Annotated in this window: 5 protein-coding genes, 1 pseudogene and 1 other annotated feature; of the genes and pseudogenes, 2 read left to right on the forward strand and 4 right to left on the reverse strand. The window is 60.6% G+C overall.

All coding sequences use genetic code 11. From position 1 onward, the window contains the following. Positions 1-206: 206 nt before the first annotated feature. From UB31_RS35600 to UB31_RS35615, 4 genes are read right to left on the reverse strand one after another with little or no spacing between them, the layout of a single operon-like run. Positions 207-2,321, reverse strand: coding sequence for a UvrD-helicase domain-containing protein (locus tag UB31_RS35600; protein ID WP_045014232.1), 2,115 nt, complete (start codon positions 2,319-2,321; stop codon positions 207-209). Beyond that, a complete protein-coding gene (locus UB31_RS35605; RefSeq protein WP_045014233.1) occupies positions 2,321-8,911 on the reverse strand; it encodes a DEAD/DEAH box helicase family protein in 6,591 nt (2,196 codons plus the stop codon). The genes UB31_RS35600 and UB31_RS35605 overlap by 1 nt, the downstream gene beginning before the upstream one ends. A 14-nt stretch (positions 8,912-8,925) precedes the next feature. Next, positions 8,926-14,292 (reverse strand): DNA methyltransferase family protein, encoded by a 5,367-nt coding sequence (locus tag UB31_RS35610; RefSeq protein WP_050044914.1) that lies wholly within the window; start codon positions 14,290-14,292, stop codon positions 8,926-8,928. Continuing rightward, positions 14,292-17,261 (reverse strand): SNF2-related protein, encoded by a 2,970-nt coding sequence (locus UB31_RS35615; protein WP_197090893.1) that lies wholly within the window; start codon positions 17,259-17,261, stop codon positions 14,292-14,294. Before UB31_RS35615 ends, UB31_RS35610 begins: the two co-directional genes overlap by 1 nt. A gap of 326 nt (positions 17,262-17,587) precedes the next feature. Between UB31_RS35615 and UB31_RS35620 the strand changes: the two genes are divergently transcribed. Both UB31_RS35620 and UB31_RS35630 read left to right on the forward strand, forming a co-directional pair. Beyond that, positions 17,588-18,049, forward strand: coding sequence for a DUF262 domain-containing protein (locus UB31_RS35620; RefSeq protein ID WP_197090894.1), 462 nt, complete (start codon positions 17,588-17,590; stop codon positions 18,047-18,049). 12 nt (positions 18,050-18,061) lie between these two features. Beyond that, positions 18,062-19,280 (forward strand): annotated as a pseudogene (locus UB31_RS35630) (IS3 family transposase). Then, positions 18,346-18,462, forward strand: a sequence feature (AL1L pseudoknot). It overlaps the preceding pseudogene by 117 nt. Positions 19,281-19,943 lie beyond the last annotated feature (663 nt).

Consider the following 19,943-nt stretch of genomic DNA (forward strand, 5'->3'; position numbering starts at 1 on the left):
CCTCGATGCGCGGCCCGGCAAACCACTGCCGAAAGAATTGTAGTAAGGTGAAAAGGTAAAGCCGCCTCACCTCACAAAACGTTCAGGCGCCACTTGCGAAGCCTTAGGCGCTACGCCGTCATCGCTCGGACGCCTCGCGGTGCATCCGAATCGGGCCCGCCGATCCTTCGCGGAGAGATTTCGCGGCAAACGAACTGGGGCCTCGCTCAAGCGCGTCCGTCCGCGGCACTCTTCAGGGCCGTACCTGGAGCAGTTGCTTCAGCCGTGGAAAGTTCGATTATTAGCAGTCGTTGGCGCGCCCGTGTCGCCGCCACGTATCTCTCCAGCCTGCTCGAATGATCGTCCGATTGGTCAATGATCATGGCAACGGCTTTGAATTCCAGGCCCTTAATGCGACGGATCGAACCGAGACGTACGCCAGGTTCGGCCTTGCCGGGATCAACGCGCCGCGCCTCAAGCTCGAGGAAGCCGATCCCTTTGGCGGCCAGTGCCGATTTCACCGCGTCGCGTACCGGCGCGACGCAGATTTCGTGGGATCCCAACTCCTCTTTTTCGATCAGCTCGGACGCCCAGTCGGCGATCAAGCTGGCTGCTTGTTCGATGCTGGTCGCCCTGCGGGCGCTGGGTTCGGGCCCCTTGAAGACCGAGCGGTCGCCCGTCGTGTCGGCCTTGCCACCGTCCAGATCATCGATGTCAATCCCTGCGAGCAGCGACTGCGCCCAGGCCCGTATCTGCGCGCTCGTGCGATAATTGATCTTAAGGCGACGCGACCGACCCACGACGTTGATACCGGCGCGTGACAGCGGGATCGGAATTTTCCGATTGATCCTCTGGTGTCCGTCCCCGACCATGAACAGAGGGTTGTTCGCCGTCTCACCCTGTCGGCTCAACGCCGCAATCAGGCGCAGGCCTTCGAGGCCGAAGTCCTGCAGCTCGTCGACGAGAACGTGCCGGTACTTTGGAAGTCCTGCGTTCTCACCTCGGGCGTTCTCGACAATCATGCGGGCCTGGTGAATTGTCCCCTCGAAGGTTAGAAGCCCCTTCTTCTGAAGTCGGCGATTGAAATCCAGAAAATTCGGCCACAGCTTCCGACGCTGTTGCCGGGACAGTTTTGGGCGTCCGGTCCTGACGACGGTGAGATACTCCTCTTCGGTATCGATCCCCATTGCGTCGACGACGCTCTCGTATTCTTCCTTGACGAACTGCCGGTCGAACTCGTCCGTCTCCGATGCCGGCGGCAGCGTCGCGTCCCAAATTTCGCCGAGTTCCTGGTCGTCCGCAATCCGTCCGCGCCATTCTGACCGCAGGCAGATAGTACGCGCGAGCTGATGCAGATTGGTCACCTCAATGCGCTTGGCGGCCTCCGGCGAAAGCTGCGCAATCAGATGTTCGATCGTTACCGAAAGGTTCGTCGTGAATGTGGTGACGAGAACCTTGTCCTTCGGATCGGTCAGTCGCTTTGCGAGATAGACGGCGCGATGCATGAGTGCGACTGTCTTTCCGGTCCCCGCGGCGCCATTGATCTTGATCGGGCCGGCCGCGTTCCACTCGACGATCTTGCGCTGATACGGATGGAGGAAGACACGCCACATTTCGATGTCTTCAGCAAGGATAGCGCGCAGCTCCTCTTCCCCTTCGATCAACACAAGATTGAAATTGCCGACCTGATCGAGCTTGGAGAAATCGCCCGGGCTCTCGGGACGCGCCGCCCCGGCGTTCAGGGTTCCCAGCGTCTCCCTCAGCGCCTCGTCGAGCGATCGCCCGACTGCCACCCAGAACAAGACCTGCTGCGCTTCCTCAGGAAGATAGGGGGCGACTTCTTCGAAGGCGGCATCCGTGCGAATGGCACGCACCGCAGGGATCAGTGGCCGGGGGACGCCGGCATGAAACAGATCGTCGTCCGTCAATTCATCCAATGGGTAGCGTCGGCTGTCGTCCGCCAAGGCACCATTGCCGTCCCCACTGCGCTCAGCTGCCTGCTCGACTTCCGCAACATCGAAGACCTGAAGCATCCCCAGGGAGCCGTGGGCTTCGAAGCGCTTATTGGCACACCACCGATAAGCCTCGTCGTGGTGATCGACATGCATCAGCAGGAAGGTATCGCCCCGTTCCGGCGCGATGACGATGGCGCGCCAGTCGTCGCCAAGTCGCGCGCTTCGCACCTTGTCGTCGAGCGCCTGTTCGATCTTCTCGAGATGAATGCTGCGCTGGGTACTGTCCTCCTGGAACTTCCGAATCAGTTCGCTGACTTTCTTCTGGACTTTGGCTGGAAGACGACCAAAACCGGTCAGTACATCACGGTGCAACATCAGCGACGCCATCAGACCTTCTCCTCGGCACGAACCAGCAGACCCGCCAACCAGCGCGTGCCTTTTCCATGGACCTCGTCAAGCGCAACGACGCGCCAGCCGCCATCCTCCCATTGCTTCCTGAAGTGCATCTGGTCGCCAACCAGTAAACAGCTGAGATGGCCGGCGAGCGGCCATGCCATTTCGGCGAAGCAATTATCCGGCGCGCCTTCGAGGTAATGCTCGACTTCGGGCACGGCGACGCCATCGATTGCCATTTTTTTTGCCAGGGCGACCAGTGAGGGAAGCAACGCAGCTAAGACTTCTTCCCATTCCGAGGGGACACCATCGGTGGCGGTGAATTCTAGGTCGGGTGCCGAGCCGAGAGCAACCTCGGACGTCGTGAAGGACCGGCCATTGCCGGAAAATTGCAGCAGGTTGCCAAGCCCGAGCCATCGTCGCCACCGCTCCAGATAGAGCGCCGACGCGCGCTCCTCAGCGGTGTCGCCGAGCCGCAGCCGGCCAATGACCTTGTGGGAGCTGCTCGCGAGAACGTCGCCCTGATTGGCCACTACGAGGAAATCGTCTCCTTCGGCCAACACGGTCGTGTGCAGGAGATCGCCGATCCAGCCGTCGTCTGTACCCTTTGGGATGTCCGAACCGGCACGCCAACGGTCGTGTAGATCGAGCAGATCGGAGGGAGTGGCGCCTTTTGCCCCCCTGTTGGCCAGCACCTGCAGCGGGATGAGACCAGCCTCGTTGGCGAGGCGCTGCCATCCGGCCGGATTGGGAGACCGTAAAAAGGCGACAAGCTGAACAAATCCGTTGCCGAGCGCTTCCGCGACGGGCGGATAGGACAGACCCGTCCGTCCAAGAGCCTGCATCTTCCGTTCGAGGGTCGCATGGATTCTTGGATGCAGCAGGTTCAACGCGGCTTGCGGCCCTTCCAGCAGATCCTGCCATGTGATGCTCCACACCCGGTAGGTGCCGCTTTCTAGCACTGACCGACGCTTGACCGCATCGTCGGCCAGACGGCTCGTCGGCTGGCCTGGATGGGCATGAAACTCGAAGCCGTCAGTGAAGACCGCGATGGGGTGAATATCGGCATCATCAGGCGTCAGCATGAAGTCGGGCTGGCATGCTGTCATGACTCCCTGGGCCTGTGCCAATCTGGGCTGCAGCTGGACCTCCCAGAATCGGGAATCCTTTCCGAGGCGGAATCGGAATCCCGTGGTGCCCTTCACCAAGGCCTTGTGCCATTCACCATGACTCTCGGTAACGGCCGCTTCCAGGCGTTCGACGAAACGCTTTTCCAACACACTGCCGAACAGGGAAGTGGCATCGAGATCATCCAGTGCCTCAACCACGACTCGCTTTTTGCCGGCCTCAATCATTGTTGCCAGCAGTTTGATGCCGCGTTCTCGGCTAATCTCTTCGGATTGATGTTGCAAACGGTAGGCCCGAATGCAGCGATAACAGCCGTCGGTGTCGTCCTCATCCGGTCCGATGTGGCGGCAGGAGCATGACTGCAGTGCGTCGAGCGCCAGGCTCAGCACGGTCATGATGCCTTGACCCGAGATTTCACCAGCGTGTTTTGGCTCGAATAGTGATTTCAGAAAGCCCGTCCCTCCCGGCACGGCATCCATGATCACAAGGTAATGGCGCCTGATATCCTGCTTGTGGTCCGGTAAAATCTGCGGTTCGATAAGCAGGTGGCCGGGGTTTCCGCTGAAATGAAGACGCAGGCCGAGAAACAGGCAAGCCCGCAGCGTCTGGATATCTTCCGATTCGACGTCGGGCGGCAGCAGCACACGGATCGCCTCGGATTTGAGTTCGCGGTAGAGATAGACGCGCTGCCATTTATATCCATTCTCGGTCCGCCCTTCGCGAAAGGCCTTGTCGGTGCGCTTTCGACCGGCACAACTGCGTCGATGCTCGACCTTGTCTTTGGTAACATCGCTGTCGGCGGCCACGCCGCAATCCTGACATACCGGGAAGCCGAGCTCCGGCACCTTCTGCTCCACGCCGAAATGAAATCCCTGCGGCGTCTCGGCAAGTCCGGTATTGACCTGGCGCAGGATCATCGAGCTGCGGAATTCCAGTCCGAACGGCTCGTCCTCCGTGCCCACGGCTCCTTTGTAACCACCGGCTGTCTGATCGAAGCTATAGACCAGCCGATAATAGCGCTGATCGCGCTCTTCGGCCCGATCCCCGGACAGACTATCGTAGTATTCCATGTAGGAAATAGCACCGGATCGGGAGAAATCGAGGAACGTCTTACGTTGCGCCCGGTCCAGTTGCGATTGCTGCTGCCTGTCGTAGCCGCATTGCGGGCAGGCCGGCTTGGCCTCGGGCTTCTCCATGTCCTCGACCAGCCGCATATGGCCGCACTTCCCGCAAACTCCCCATTCCTGCGTCAGCGGCTGCGACTGATTGCCAAGCGAGAGCTGCTGGATCTCGAATTGATGCCCGTGTGTATAAAAGATGTTCCGGGGCGCCAGCTCCCGAATGGCGACGGCGGCCGCCCGGGTGATGTCGATGGAGATCGTGGCGTCCTCTTCGCCCTGGTGCTCGTTGTGGACAGCACCCGTCAGTCGTACGCCGCGCTCCGGGAAGGCGTAATTCGGCAGCAATCCTTGCTCGGTGAGCACCTCCAACGCCGAGGTGCGGTTTAGCGCAAGCGTTCGTGCTTTGAGGATGCGCAATTCGCGCTCGATCTCGCGGAGCCCGGCCTGATCATCGGCTCCCACCAACTCCTTCTTCTGATCGGTCAGACGCCGACGCGCCGTGTCGATACTTCTGAGCTGATCACCGAAATCGGATGCGGCACCACGGATTCGCAGGTGGAGCCGCATGGTGTCCGCCTCCGCCCGAAAGCGTAGGCGGGTATCCGGCCTGACTACTTCGGGGCCAAACCGCGCGAGGAATCCATCTTGTAAGGCGGCTTCTTTCATCACCATCCACGCCAGGAGGTCGATGATCGGACCGCTATCCGTCTGAAGCTGCTCGTCGAGCTGTTTTCCGCTGGAAGGAAGTTCGGAGATGACCCGATCCTTGACCGCGCTGTCAAAGCAGTAGGCCAGATACTGGCGAACCAGCATAGCGCTGGCGTCGAGCCAGCACCCCGGCGGCTCGATCTTGCCAGCCAGCATCTCCTCCGGTCGGGCGAAGAAGAACAGGTCATGTGGTCGCTGGTTGACCACAGAAACCACCAGCGCGGTGCCGGTGCTTCGTCCTGCCCGGCCGATGCGTTGAAGATAGCTCGCTGTGGTCGGCGGGACTGAGCACAGCATCGTGGTCGAGAGGTCGCCGATATCGATACCCATTTCCAGGGTCGAGGTAGCTGTGATGACGTTGGGATCGTCCGCATGGACGCCTCCATTGAACCGCCGTTCCAGATCCTCCCGTTCCTCGGTGGTCAGAAGCCCGGTGTGTTCTCGGGCGAACACTCGGCGCAACGCGCCCTTGCGATACCGTCGCCGGTAATAGGTCTGACGATCGGTGAAGGGCGCCTCGGCATAGTGTCCGCGCCGCGAGCCGTAAGCCAAACTGGATGCCCCCATCCATATTTCGGCCTCGCGCATCGGCCGCAACATGAAGTGACCACTGTGGTCACAGACTAGGGGACGGCCATCGGCCTGAAGCCGCGCAGCATTCGGCGAGATCGCAAAGTAGTCCTTATCACCATCGCGATGCAGCAGTTCCAGGAGACCGGCCTCCACCCCCTCCTTCAGAAAAGCACGGGTCAGGTCCGCGATCGCAGCATCAGACACGCCATGCAGCCGCAGGCTGCCCTGGCCGAGGGCACGTCGCGCCCACACAATATTCCAGGGATCCTGCGTGCCGGTGCGGGTGACCGCCAGCATATGGTCGTGTCGGGGGTTGCTGCCGGTAGCGATCAGCCGCGGCGTGTATCGCCCGTGTGGCGGGTAGACCTCTCGCCCTTCGACAATCTTCTTTCTCGATCGCTTGCCCCACAGCCCGGAGCGGACATATGCGTTGACGAAGGTATGAGCAAAGCCTCCCCGGGTGCGCTGCCGATGCAGAATGCCGAGGATCCACAGCCGCAGCTGGTCGCCGTCGACGCCCTCGAATGCGGTGTCGATGCCAGGCAGTCGCGCCACGAGGCGGCCGGCAATAGCATCGATGACGTCGAGGTTCCACGCGACGCACGAACTGCCGTTCAATTCCAGAGTGCGACCGTGGGTGAGCATCAAGCCGAACTCGCTGATCGCCTCCCATGTCAGGCGCTCGGCGATCTCGCTGCGGAGCGGTTCGGGGATGGGCGTTGCCTTGTCGGCATTCTCGCGAAACGCCAGGTAAGGACCATATTCATGTAGGTCCGGCGGCATCAGGGTCGCCAACGCTTCCAGCGGGACGCCCGGCCGTCCGGGCGCTTCCACCGACCAATAGGCAAGCAGACGGTCGCCGACCTCTGTCAGCGGTACACCAGCGGAGCCGGCATCATCGATGATGCGCTGAAGCGCGGTGCGGAACGTGAAGTGATAGGTCCGCGCCGAGAAAAAGCCCGCCCGGTGGCTGGCGTCCTGCACACTATCGGTAAAGGCTAGCAGCTTTGGATCACTGTTGAGAACCGACCCGAACATTTCGTCGATCGCGACGCTGGAAACCGTCGCCGCCCGGCTGCCAATGAACATCAGGGTGCCCCGCATCTCGCAATGTGGGCACCGAACCTGGCCAACAACCTTGCCGTTGTCCTGCCGGCGAGTTTCGCGGCTAACCTTGACCCGAAAGGTTCTCGCTTCGGTCAACGGACAATTGCCGGGCCCCTCGCGAACCACCAGACTGTCCGGCGCCAAATACCAATGGGTTGTCGGCAGCGGCAGCTGATCGGGTCCCGACGAAACCTCGTCATCGGTTTGCCACGGACTCAGCACGACCATGTTCGGCGATTGCGAAGAACCTTCGAATCCCCAGCCCTGATAAATCCGGCTGGCGTCATCGATCAGCTGAAAGCCATTCACGCCCTTTGCGCGGATCTGATTGTCCATGTCGGAATCCGAGAGAGCTACCCAGACCGACTCGCCGCACTCCGAGCAGTGGGCGACGGGCAGGATCGGACTGCCGACCCGCTTCTCGTCGATCCAGCCGAACTTCGGCGCATCCTGGACGTAGCGTCCGAGCCGGCGTAGCTCCCGCACCCAGATCTGAACATGGGTCGGCACCTTCGGCAGCGCTCGCCCGCTGCGCAGATCGCGTGCCTGGGCCACCAGAGCGAAGAAGGCGCCAACAACCTGGCTGCGGGCTTCATGGTCGCCGACCGCCCTCAGAACGTAGAACCGCGCTGACAGCTCCTCGATCAGCGCGTCCCAGGTCAATACCGGCGTGGCCGTAATCTCGAGCAGCGCCTTGAAGAGTTCTTGACGTCGAAGCCAGTCGCCAACGGCAAGCCCCCAGTATTTTTCCGGCGCCGGCCGTTGAATCTTGCAATCGAGCCAGGGATTGCCGACCAAGAGCGGAAATTCGGGGGCGCCCCAAAGTGGCGCGACCCGTTGGGCAAACGCAGCCGCGGTCTCGTCGTCGCGCGGCGTGCAATCTGCTGCCGACGGAAACGTCTCTGGCGCCTCCGGTTCCGGTACGACCATCGCTGCGATGTCGAGACGGTTGTTATCCTCGTTGACGATCATCGCCGGCGTGAAGGATTCCTGGAACAGGATGCCGGCGAAATCAGCCAGCCGTTGGAGGGGATCCATCTCCTCCTCCTCACGCCCGCCGGCGATGGTGGCGCTGGTACCGACGCAGCAGAGCCCACCTTCCGGCACATCCAGCCGCGCCTTGATGCGACGAACCAGGCAGGCGACGTCGGCGCCCTGCGCCCCGTCATAGGTGTGCAGCTCGTCGAGCACCAGGAAGCGTAAACGGCCGGGCTCATTAAAACGCCAGATGCGCTGATCCTTCGGGCGCAGCAGCAGATAATCCAGCATCTTGTAGTTGGTCAGCAGGATGTCCGGCGGATCTTCCTGCATGGCATCGTGGTCGGTGATGTGAAAGTAAGTATCGCCCTCGGCCCGCATCGCCTTGACCGAGGTTGGGTCTTCCCCGCCGCTCTCGCCGGATCTGCTGCGCCCGGTATAGAGCCCGATCCTGACCAGCGCTTTGCGATCGTTTCCGGCACCGATATGCAATTCTGCTCGCGAAAAAACTTCGTTGGCGAATCGTCCGGCCTGATCGGCAGCCAGCGCGTTCATCGGATAGAGGATGATCGCCTTGACGCCCTTCTCGCTCCGCTTGACCGAGCGCAAGCAGTGGTCGAGTAGCGGGAACAGGAAGCACTCGGTCTTGCCCGAGCCGGTGCCGGTCGTAACGATCGTGCTTTCCGGATCGTGTCCCTTGGAGGAAAGGCGCTGCCACGCCTGCCATTGATGGCGAAATGGATGGAAATCAGGCCGGATATCGAAGTGCTCCGCCGGATCGTAGCTTTCGTGCGCCGGCCGGTACGGCCGGCGCAGTTGCACCCACGGCCCTTTGAACAGTCCGTTTTCGGGATCGTTGATGAAGGCGCTGAGCGCGGTTTCCTCGTCGCAGCGGCGGAAATTGAAAGTCGCCTCCAGGTAATGCCGGATCTGGCGCTTGACGTCCTGGGCGAGGGTGGCGGGGAGCATGGGGCCGGCCTCTCTCAGTGGGCGCCGTAGCGGGCGGCGAAACTTGCCCAAGCGCGACGGTAGTCATCCTCTCGGTCCACTTTGGTGAAGGGCGGATGAAAGGTCTTGGTGACGGTGGCAAGGCCGTTGTCGATTTTCCAGGACACGGTGAGCGGGCCGGAGTCGTCATGAGACTTGCGTGCCTCGCGCAACTCCTTGGCGCCCGGGTCCTTGCGCACAGTGTTGGGCAGATGTCGGCCCTTGGCGTCGTACTCGTCCGCGTTTTCGTACTGCCGCATCACCGGGAACTGCACACGATAGATCGTCAGCAGTTCGTCGAGCGTCAGGTGCAGAGCCTGCGCTACCAGCACGTCGATTTCCAACAGCGCTTGGCGGCGGGCGAAGTCGCTCCTAAACGCGCAGCGGCGCTCCCATCGGACAGGCAGCTCAGTCCACGGCAGCTCTTGCTCTTGCACCAACCGGGGGTCATCGCAAGCCCATCTTTCGGTCCGCTTAGCGTCACGAATATTGCGCTCCCACAGACTAGCGTAGTGGTCAGTCACGCACACGAGCCGAAGCGCGCGAGCCGTCAGCGGGTCCTTGTACCGGCCTTCAACGATGGGAAAATGCTTCAAAAGACCTTCATTGACGTGCCCTTTGCCCATGACTCGAACGACGAAATCAAGTGGTATAGAGAAGGTCACGGCAGAAAATGGGATAAGGAGCTCTTCCTGATCCATGGTGATGGAGATCACCGTGTGAATATGAGTCGTTCCTGGTGGGATAATTGTTCCAAAGACAGTTCTGACATTGCCGACGTGCGCCATTTCTCTGTTGCAATATCGAAAATAGGCGGTCAGTGGTTTCGGGAGCCTGCGCGTATCGCGCGGTACGGCCCCTTGCACCAGTCTAACGTTCTCGAACCTACTGATAAACTCTGGGGACCTTGTTCGAGCCTCGGTTTTCTGAAGCCACTCGATGGCGTCAAGAATTGGACCTTCAGCTACGTCAAAGTGAACGAACTGCCGTGCCGTTGACGCTCCGGGCAATGACCGATCGCATCCAAAATAACGAAGTGGCTCACCGCACAGTTCTTCCCAAAGATCACGTTCAGAATCGGGAACGGGCCAATAACCTGGCAGACTTGGTCGAGGCCACTCGTCGATAGATCTCCGAAACTCAGTTAAGTCACCATCGGCGTTACCTGGACGATAGACGGTACGTGGCAAGAAATCATCCGGCAACGCCGTCAAGTCCAACTCGTCGTAGCTTCCTCGCTTGACAGAGGTCGTTCGCGCCGTTTTGGCCCACGGGTGACCGACACCAACAAGAGGCCCCGACACTACCAAGTCCTCAATTGAGGTCGGTTGGTGCGTCGGCCGCTCCGTCCGAGTGATGATCCCGTCTCTCTGGGAGTTGGATTCATTGAGCATTTGTGTTGGGAAGTACGAGCCATCGATCGATCCAAGGCGGGTCTCGGTACGGCTGACCTTCTCCAAAACCGAAAGAATAGATACTCCGTGGATTTGCGGGAGCTTTGCCCGCGCGGGCTCGCTCCCCTCATCCTCAAAGAGTCGGACGAGTCGGCTAAGCCCCTCTTCTGTCACAGGTATAATTCGATCGACGTGTCCGCCTGTCTCCCACTTTCCCTCGTCGGACTTGATCCCCGGCAAGGGAGTGCCAAGGCGCGCTGAGGTGCGGCAACGCTCCAATGTTACTGGGTCATACAAATTGAAGACGGCGTTGAATCGGATCGCCTGAGGGCGACCTCGATACAAATTTATGCTGAAGTTCATGTGGTGATGCACATCTTGGAACAACGCTAGTTCGTTTTTGAATTGATAGTGCGCGACTAGCCGTCGGTAGTAGGCCTCACGGAATACGCCCCCCTTCGGATCATCGAACACTCCCTCTGGATGAAGCAAACCCGCGATTCCGCTCTCGGCTAGGAGATCCCAGCTCCTTTCAAGAAAGTTCTTGTAGAGATTGGTCCTAATTCCAGTGAGGTGTGGATACAGCGTTCGATCGTTGAGGAAGGCTGAAACTCCTTCACCCTGCTCGAATGCGCAACGATAGATCGCGCGTTTATCAGTTGCTTGCATTTGATTTGGAAGCGCACGGTGATATTCGGCGCTTTTAGCTCCGCGAACGCCAAGCGAAGGGTCCAGTTCGTTCAGCAGGGGTGCGCTGCTCCAATCTACCCGGATCCAAGGCGGATTTCCCACGAGCAGGTCGATACCATGCGGAGCTGGCAAAGCCGCTACTGTAGGCCCCAGCAGCTCCGTAAACACCAGTTCCCAATGATGGAAATGCTGCTTGTCCGCGGCCCGCCGCCCTATGAGTAGACCGGGCATGGCCTCACAAAGTTGCTCGACGTCCGGCAATTCGTCCTGCGCGGCGGCAAACAACGCCTCCAATTCGGCTTCTAAGCCTAAGTGGATGGCGAGCATCGCCCTCGCTTCAGGCGTACCAATCTCAGTGCCGGTGAGGATCTTCAACGCGGCGAGCCACGCAAGCCGGTCAGGGAGATCGCCCGACCGCTCGATCGGCCAGAAATAGAACGCGCACCACGTATCCATGATGAGCTTCAACCGCTGGAACGCCCCCGATCTTCTCTCTAGCGTCCGGCGGATCTCCTCCTGCTGCTCCAGCGTCGGTCCCGCTTTGAACGCTTCATCGCTACCAGCCGGCTCTGGCCACACGGTCGCGGTGCAAGCGGTGCGTTCGAGCGCTTGGGCGCGATCACGCGCATAGCGTTCCCACAATTCGTCGATCGTGCGGCTGATCGCCTTGCCGGCGGCGATCTCCGACTCCGACCATTTCTTCCTGACTTGCTTGCTGTTCCAGTCGTTCCCGACTTTGCATTCGTCGGGCCAGAACTGCTTCATCAGCTTGTCCCGACACGCCGGCACCATGTCCTGTCCCCAGACCAGGAAATGGTAGATCTCGTTGTCCTGGCGCGGCTCACCCGGTTTCAGCGTGCGCGGGGCCGCCGCGCTCTTGCCGAGATGCTCGCCGTCACGCAATTGGTCGCTGGTCCACACCGCGCGGCGCGCGCCGATCAGGCTATTGCCGGCGCGCAGCCGCAGGCCGAACCAAGGCACAGCGCCGACACGGTAGCGGTCTGGCTCCGCGCCCTCGCCTTTACGAATCAGCAACCGGTGCATGCTGCCAAGCCACAAGGACAGGCCACCCAGCTCCACCGCAGTCGGATTGAGATCGACGCCGTAGACGTTGCGCGTAGCGATGAAGTGTTTGGTGCGCCGCAGCTCATCCTCGTAACGCCCAGGCTCGATGATTAGACTGGTCTGTGCCTGCTTCAGGCGTAGATATTCACGGGCGAGCTGGTCGCACATCTCGTTGATGAAAGCGGCCGAGCCCATCGCCGGCTCGCAGATCGTCAGCGAAAGGATGCTGTCGGCATCCTCCGGGTCCAAACCCTTCAACCGTTCGTTCAGGACCTCGCGCACCAACGTGCGGGTCAGTACCTCCGGCGTGTAGTAGGAGGCGGAATTGACTCGATCCATGCCGTTCAAGTGTAGGATGAACCCGCCCCTCGGATAGATCCGCGGGCCGCGGGTACGCCGCTCGACCACGATCTCGCCGGGCACGAAGTCAGCCGCTCGGGTCTCGGGCACAAACCAGGTCTGAACATCCGTTGGAACGTCGTCGTCGAAGATGAGCTTGATACCATCGGTAGAACCGTTCGAGGTGTCTGCGGCGTCCTCATCCCCGTCTTCCGCCTCGTCTTCGTCCGAGTCCGGCTCGGCATCGGTTTCGTCAATCTCGGAATCGATCGCCGCGCCCCGCGCACCAGTCTTATCGAGCGAGCGATGGACCTGGATCAGGTTCTCGCGAGCGAAGAAGCCCGAATAGGACAGCAGGCCTTCATAGACCGCGCCGAGCTGGACGATGCCGAGCTCCGCATAGTTGATTCGTCCGATCGACCTGCCTTTCTCATCGGCGCCGAGGCTCAGCGCGCGGATGACCCGCTGCAATCGGAGGTTCGGCAGATCGGCGCGGTCGAGCAGCGGCGTGGCCGAAGGATCGAACAGGGTCGCCGTCAGGGGGCGGATGATGAAGGCGTCAGTCGTCCCCGCCCTGTTTTCGATCACCTTGCGGCCGACCTGATCGAGACGCAGCTGTTGCGGCTTTGCCGGCGCGCCACCAAACAAGGCTAGTTGCTCCGGCTTTACCGGCACCCAAGGTTCGGCCGCGTCGGCGGTCGCGGGCACGCGAATGGGCTCAAAGCCCTTGTGGATCAGCGAAAACAGCCGCTTCAGGTGGGCGTGGTAATAGGTGCCGTTTTCGGCTCCCACCGGCATCTCGCCAGAATCGGCCAGGTCGCGCAGGGCCTCCAGGCTGTAGCCGAGGCGATAGATATCGTCGTTGATCGGAAGAACACCGAGTTCGCCGCCTCGCGCCTCGGCATAGAGGCAAAACAGAATCCGATAGACGAACACCAGCGCCTCGTGCCGCAGGTGCTCGGCAGTGATGTCCCGCTCGCCATTGGGCAAGGCGGGCTCCGCTTCGGCGAGGCGGGTGTAGGAGAGCTTCTTGGCGCGCCGGCTGTCGACCCAGCCATTGCAGACCTCTTCGATTGCGCGCCGGACGGCTCCCTGCAGCTTGGTCGAAACTCCATGGGTGAACTTGTGACTCTGGCTTTCGAGCGTGTCGTGCAGGACCGTCGCATTTTCGCCGTCAGGGCACAAAGTGTCCTTTGAGAGCAGTGCGGCCATCGCATCAAAGGCGGGGGTCTCCTTGCGTCCAAAGGCGTCGTCGAGATCGAAGCTGACCCAACGGCCTTGCGCAAAAGTATTGCGGTCGAACAGATGGATGGTCGAGCCCGAGAGCAGCATCACCCATCGGGGGCTATCCTCTTCCCGCAGCAAGCGGCCGACGGCTTCGCCCCACGATGCTTCAAGGCTTTGCGTGCCGTCGGGAGCGGTGAGAGCGGGCACCGCCTCTTCGAGAGGATCCTCGGTATTCCAGTCCGACGGAAGCGCAGCCTCTGGCAGGCAGAAAGGCGTCTCCATCACTACCAGCCACGGCTTTCCATAGCGCGAAACCTGCGCCAGAATTGGCAGAAGGGCCTTTTCCGCGGCAAGGAGCAGCTGAGCGGGAGCAGCCTCATAGCCTAGCGAGCGCAGCAGCGTATCATGCCAGCCCGCAAGCTCCGGCTCTTCGGCATTCGACCGGTGCGTCGTGATGTCATGATCCAGTGCCTGAGACTTTGCCTTGAAGTAGGTGTCGCCCAAGGCCTGCAGGCGCCTTGGCACCGACCGCGATCCGAGGTCGCGCCAAGCCTTCAGTGGATCGGCGATATCCTTGGCAAACTGGGCTTCAAGATAGTGGGCGGCATAATATTCGCCGATATTGTTGATCGCAGTGTCGAGCGGCATCAGCGGACCCCCTCGATAGCCAGAATGAGCCGGGTCGTCGGCTGGTCTGCAGCCTCAAAATGCGCAAGTCTCCAGTTCAGGTTGCGGTCCCGAACATATTTTTCGGCTTCTTCGAGCGACTGGCGAGCACGGATGGCCTGCTGGCTGGTCGGGCTCAGATCGGCCAGTTGATCATTGATCCGATCACGGCGCCGGACGAACCAGTTCTTCAGTCTCGATTCCTCTTTTTCCAGCAGCGGTCGTAGCTCGGTCTGACGCTCCTGCTTGCGCGTCTGCATTCGATCCAGGCTCTGATTGACCGCAGCTGCAACAAAGCCCTTGAGCAGCGGCTCTGGCATGGTCCCGCGCCGGCCGGTATCGGCAAGATCATCGAAACGCGCCCTTTCCAGGGCCTCCTTCAACGGCAGCAAGTCAATCCGTCCGCCCTTCGCAATGAACACGGCGTGAGCATCCGCGATGAGCGGTGTGCCGGCTCGGGAACTGACCTGACCGATAAAGCAGAAGCACATTTCGCCGTCGGGCAGATAGGGCGAGGCAATCATAGGCGCCTCGCCGCGCGGCATCAGCATCATCAGCCGTTCGGACAGCCAGCGCATGACGGGATGAAGCTCAGTCAGCAGCAACTCGTCGCTCCATTGGCCCCGCAGCGCCCGCGCCGCGCGGATCGCAGTATCGACCCGGTCTGGATCGGTAGTGAGACGAAGACGCCCGTCCTCAGGCCAGGCTTCCTCGGGGATAGCGGTAGCGCCGAACACAATGTCGCGCCCCGCTTCCGGCGCACCCAGGCGGCGCCTCAGGTCGGACGGCGGGGTGAGCAGGAACTGGCGCAGTGTCTTTTCGATTGGGTGAAAGGACCCATCGCCCGACATCTGGCTCAGCAGCGAGAAGGCTTCCTCGAGGAATCGAACGTTGTCGTAGAGGCGGACCCTCGACGTATCCCCGATTTTCTCTGCCGGCTCTCGTATCGAAACTTCGTCATCATCATCGAAGAGATCAGCCAGCTCCGCCATGGCCTGCTCCGATGCCTGCCGCAGCATGTCCTCGACAGCCGACGACTCCGGGCGATCGGCTTCCGGTGGGTCGAGTATATCCTTGTTACCGCCCAGCAGGCCGTTCTCGGCGACAAATTCCTCCTCACGCTCGGCATCATAGAGCTTCAGTACACTCTCGCCACTGCGCGCGGTTCGATTGATTTCCTCGACCTTCTCGACAAGTCGGCCGAAGATGGCCTGATCGCCCTTCAACTCGCCCACCTCCGTCAGCACCATCAGATAGCGGATTTCCGGCACATGGTGCTGGCCGAATCGATCGATCCGGCCATTGCGCTGAATCAGCGTGATGATCGACCACGGCAGATCATAGTGAATAATGTGCCAACACTGGTGATGCAGATTGACGCCTTCGGACGCCACGTCGGTGGCGATCAGCAGGCGTATCGCCGCGTTGCCAGTCCCGAACGCTTCGATGGTCTTGGCGAGCCAGACGTCCGCCATACCGCCGTGGATCGTGGCCATGACCTGGTCCGGCTGATCTTCGTGCTTGGCGGACCAGGGCAGATCGAAGCTCTCGGCCAACGCCTGGGCGAGCGCCGATTGGGTGACCGTGCTCTCCGTAAACAGCAGCACGCGGGGACTCGCTGCGCCGCCGTCCCAGCCAATTTGGCGCAACTGCTCGATCAGCAACTGATACCTTGTCGATTGCTCGATCGAGACGCCGGTCAGCGCATCCTTAAGGCCATCCAAGGCCGCGATATCGGCCTCGTCACCGCGCCTGCGGCGCAAGCCCGCGAGGCTGTTTTCGACGGTCGACAGACAGGCTTCCGGGCTGGAGAGGAAGCGTTTGTAGAGCCCCCAGCGCAGAATCGCGCTCCGATCACTCTCATCCATGCCGTGGCGAAGCGCCGCGAGCCGCTGGTAGATGGCCTCTTCCATTGGGCTCGCCGATTTCGCCGTTTCGCGCAGAGCAACAACCCGGCGATCCCGGAAATCGTCACCGGCTTCATTGCGTATGTCCTCCTTGAAACGCATCAGGAAGAACGGCTTGATATCATCGGCGGAATATTCCTGAAACTTCGGATCCGGGATCGCCGATGGATCGAGCAGGGAGATCAGCCGGCCGAAGGTCTCGCGTTTGCCGTTATGGGGGGTCGCCGTGGTCAGGAGCATGCTGTCGGCCCGGCGCGACAGCAGCCTGGCGAGCCGGTAGCTGTAGTTCCGTTCCGGATTGGTCGCGCCCGCGACGTTGTGCGCCTCATCGATGACGACGACATCCCAACGCGTATTCTCCAGGAAGTGACGGTAACGGCCAACGTCCTTGAGCGTATCCATCGAGATGATGATGCGATGATAGACCTCGAAAGGGTTTTTCGACGCGGGGATCCGCAGGCGCAAGCGAGCGAGGCCCACCGAGTCGAGTCTGACCAGCGGAATGGCAAAGCGATTCCATAATTCGGCCTGGAACTGGGTCAGCATGGACTTCTTCGCAAGCACCAGGATCCTGTCCGCGCGGCCTCGACGCATCAACTCGGCGAGGATCATCCCGACCTCAATGGTCTTGCCCAAGCCAACAGCATCGGCAAGCAACAGGCGTGGCCGCATCTGCTGCAGCGCCTTCTCGACCGCCTTCACCTGGAAGGGCAGCGGCCGAAACGCGCCGATGCCATTGACGTCAGGATGAGCCGCCGTCAGAGGCATCTGCCGTAGCTGGGCCTCAAGGAATAACTTGGCTCGCTGGAAGCCGTGACTGCTGTCCCTGACCAGCCTTGTGTCACGCGGGTCGATGGGCGTGACGTCGTCAAGGTCGGTGACGAAGGCGGCCTCATGGCCACGGACCATCTCATCCGCGCCGGTGCAAAACGCAATCTGGGAGCCGGTGGTGAAATCGACGCTATGTACCCTGGTAACAAGCCATTCCGCATCGCGGCAAAGAACGCGCATACCGGGGGTCAGTGGCGGGGCGGCGGATGACATCGGCTTCGATCAGTTCGAGGCCGGTGGACGCATGTCCAAGTCGGCATTTGGGTGGTTCCGCTTTTGAGGATGACGTTCTCGGATTGTCATGTCCACCTTATCGTCCAAGAACTGGACGGCTTTGCTGAGCGCCGCTGCCTCAAGTATTGCGCCTCACGCCACCTGATAAATGGGTGAAGTGCTGCACGCCCGACAACAGCATCAATTGCACGTCGATTGCAATGTGGAAAGGCGCCCGAAAAGGTTGTGCACATTGCCCGCGGGGGAGCATGATGAGACAGGGCTTTCAATCCCTAAGCTTCGGTTGACGTTTGAGGTAAATGCTCATGGAAACGCAAGTCCGCACCCCCCAAATGGTCTTTATGCAACCCCAGCGATTTGTCGTTCCTCTGTTTCAGCGCCCGTATGTTTGGAACGAAGAAAATCAATGGGAGCCGCTTTGGAACGACGTTGCGCGGATTGCGGAGAGAGTGCTGAAGCAGCCGACCGGAAAGCATCACCCCCATTTTCTTGGCGCTGTTGTCTTGCAGCAAATGCAGAAGCAAACAGGCCAGATGCAGGAGCGGACCGTAATCGATGGTCAGCAACGATTGACCACGTTGCAATTACTTCTTGACGCGCTTCATGCGGAATTGATGGTTGTTCAGGCATTGCAACCGGCGTTGAGGCTGGAGCCGCTGGTAAAGAATGCTGAGCCGTTTTGCTCAAAGCACGAAGATCGGTTTAAGGTCTGGCCGACAAATCGTGGATTGAACCGCTCCGGGTTTGCCGGAGGCTCCAACTCCTGAGAGGATGGAGCCATGACAAGCAAGACGACGAACAAGTTTTCACCTGAGGTCCGGGCCCGAGCGGTTCGGATGGTTCTGGATCACGCCAGCGAGCATCCGTCGCGCTGGGCGGCGGTGACCTCTATTGCGACCAAGATCGGCTGCACGCCGCAGACGCTGCATGACTGGGTCAAGAAGGCGGAGATCGACAGTGGGCAGCGGGCCGGCGTTCCGACCGATATGGCCGAGAAGCTGAAGGCGCTCGAACGTGAGAACCGCGAGCTTCGGCAAGCCAACGAGATCCTGCGCAAGGCAAGCGCTTATTTTGCGACGGCGGAGCTCGACCGCCGGTCCAAGCCATGATCGCCTTCATCGACGATCATCGTGGGGCGCATGGGGTCGAGCCGATCTGCAAGGTTCTGCCGATCGCCCCCTCGACCTACCACGCTCATGTGGCCAAGCGGCGCGATCCCGTCAAACTGTCGGCGCGCGCCAGGCAGGATGTCAGGCTGAAGATCGAGGTTCGGCGCGTGTTCGATGAGAACTTCTCCGTCTACGGCGTGCGCAAGGTCTGGCGGCAGCTCAAGCGCGAAGGCTTCGATGTTGCACGGTGTCGCGACTGATGCGGGACATGGGTTTGCAAGGGGTTATTCGCGGCAAACCGGTCAAGACCACGATCAGCGACAAAGCCGCGCCATGCCCGCTGGATCACGTCAACCGCCAGTTCAAGGCGCCAAGGCCGAACGTCCTTTGGCTCTCCGACTTCACCTATGTCGCGACCTGGACCGGCTTTGTCTACGTCGCCTTTGTGATCGACGCCTATGCCCGCAGGAACTGGCGAGCCTCGCGCACGGCGCATGCCGGCTTCGTGCTCGATGCGCTGGAGCAGGCACTGCATGATCGACGGCCGGTCCATCGCGGCGGGCTCGTGCACCACAGCGACAGGGGCAGCCAATATGTCTCTATCAAATACACCGAGCGCCTGGCTGAAGCAGGCGTGGAGCCTTCTGTCGGCAGCGTCGGAGATTCCTATGACAATGCTCTCGCCGAAACCATCAACGGCCTCTACAAGGCTGAGGTGATCCACCGGCGCGGGCCATGGCGTAGCTTCGAGGCCGTCGAGTTCGCGACGCTGGAATGGGTCGACTGGTTCAACAACCGACGGCTCCTCGAGCCCATCGGCAACATCCCGCCAGCCGAAGCCGAGCAACGCTACTACGCCATGCTGGAACAACCCGCCATGGCGGCATAACTTAAACCAAATGGCCTCCGGCAAACCCGGAGCGGTTCAAACCCTACAGACAATCGTGACAACATGATCCTCGACGACGCGCTCCTATTGGTCCGTGACGACGTCACCAAGATACTTTTAGCGGCACCCGTTCTATTGGGACTGGCTAGCCCCCCGGACGTTAAGGGTGTTTATATGCTCTTGGAGGGCGACGAAGTTATGTATGTCGGCGAAGCGAAAGGAAAAAAGGGGCTCCGAGATAGGCTTCTGAGCAAACACCTTTCTGGAGACGATGGTCACGCTATTCAGCGAGCCTACCTTGTGAAATTTCCTGACCGTCAGTTGAGGCGTGAGCACATGAAGAAAACCGTTCATGTTCGGTGGCTACAAATAGATGAACCGGCACGTGTGTCCGCCGTAGAGCGTGTTCTCATTTGGTTATACGATCCACCTTGGAACAGAAAATAGCGTATCGGCGTGATTTCGCCGCCGTTTGGTATTCGTTTCTCCTTCATCATAGGCAGCGCCGTTGCGCGACAAAGCCTCTGAATTGCTGGTCTCCCGAGGTCGAATGACTTTGGCCTCCGCCGGTCAGACCTTAATAACTTCTTAACGACCGTTTTTGTCCCCTGGGTGTTTCTCAACCCCTCTTCGGGCGCGCGAAGACCGGGGGCCTGTCCATCC

Source organism: Bradyrhizobium sp. LTSP849 (assembly GCF_000938255.1).
Lineage (GTDB): Bacteria > Pseudomonadota > Alphaproteobacteria > Rhizobiales > Xanthobacteraceae > Bradyrhizobium.

What these genes read in the sequence shown, in the direction of transcription:
- UB31_RS35600 (WP_045014232.1), bottom strand. Translation starts at nt 2,321, where the DNA reads ATGGCGTCGCTGATGTTGCACCGTGATGTACTGACCGGTTTTGGTCGT.
- UB31_RS35605 (WP_045014233.1), bottom strand. Translation starts at nt 8,911, where the DNA reads ATGCTCCCCGCCACCCTCGCCCAGGACGTCAAGCGCCAGATCCGGCAT.
- UB31_RS35610 (WP_050044914.1), bottom strand. Translation starts at nt 14,292, where the DNA reads ATGCCGCTCGACACTGCGATCAACAATATCGGCGAATATTATGCCGCC.
- UB31_RS35615 (WP_197090893.1), bottom strand. Translation starts at nt 17,261, where the DNA reads ATGTCATCCGCCGCCCCGCCACTGACCCCCGGTATGCGCGTTCTTTGC.
- UB31_RS35620 (WP_197090894.1), top strand. Translation starts at nt 17,588, where the DNA reads ATGGAAACGCAAGTCCGCACCCCCCAAATGGTCTTTATGCAACCCCAG.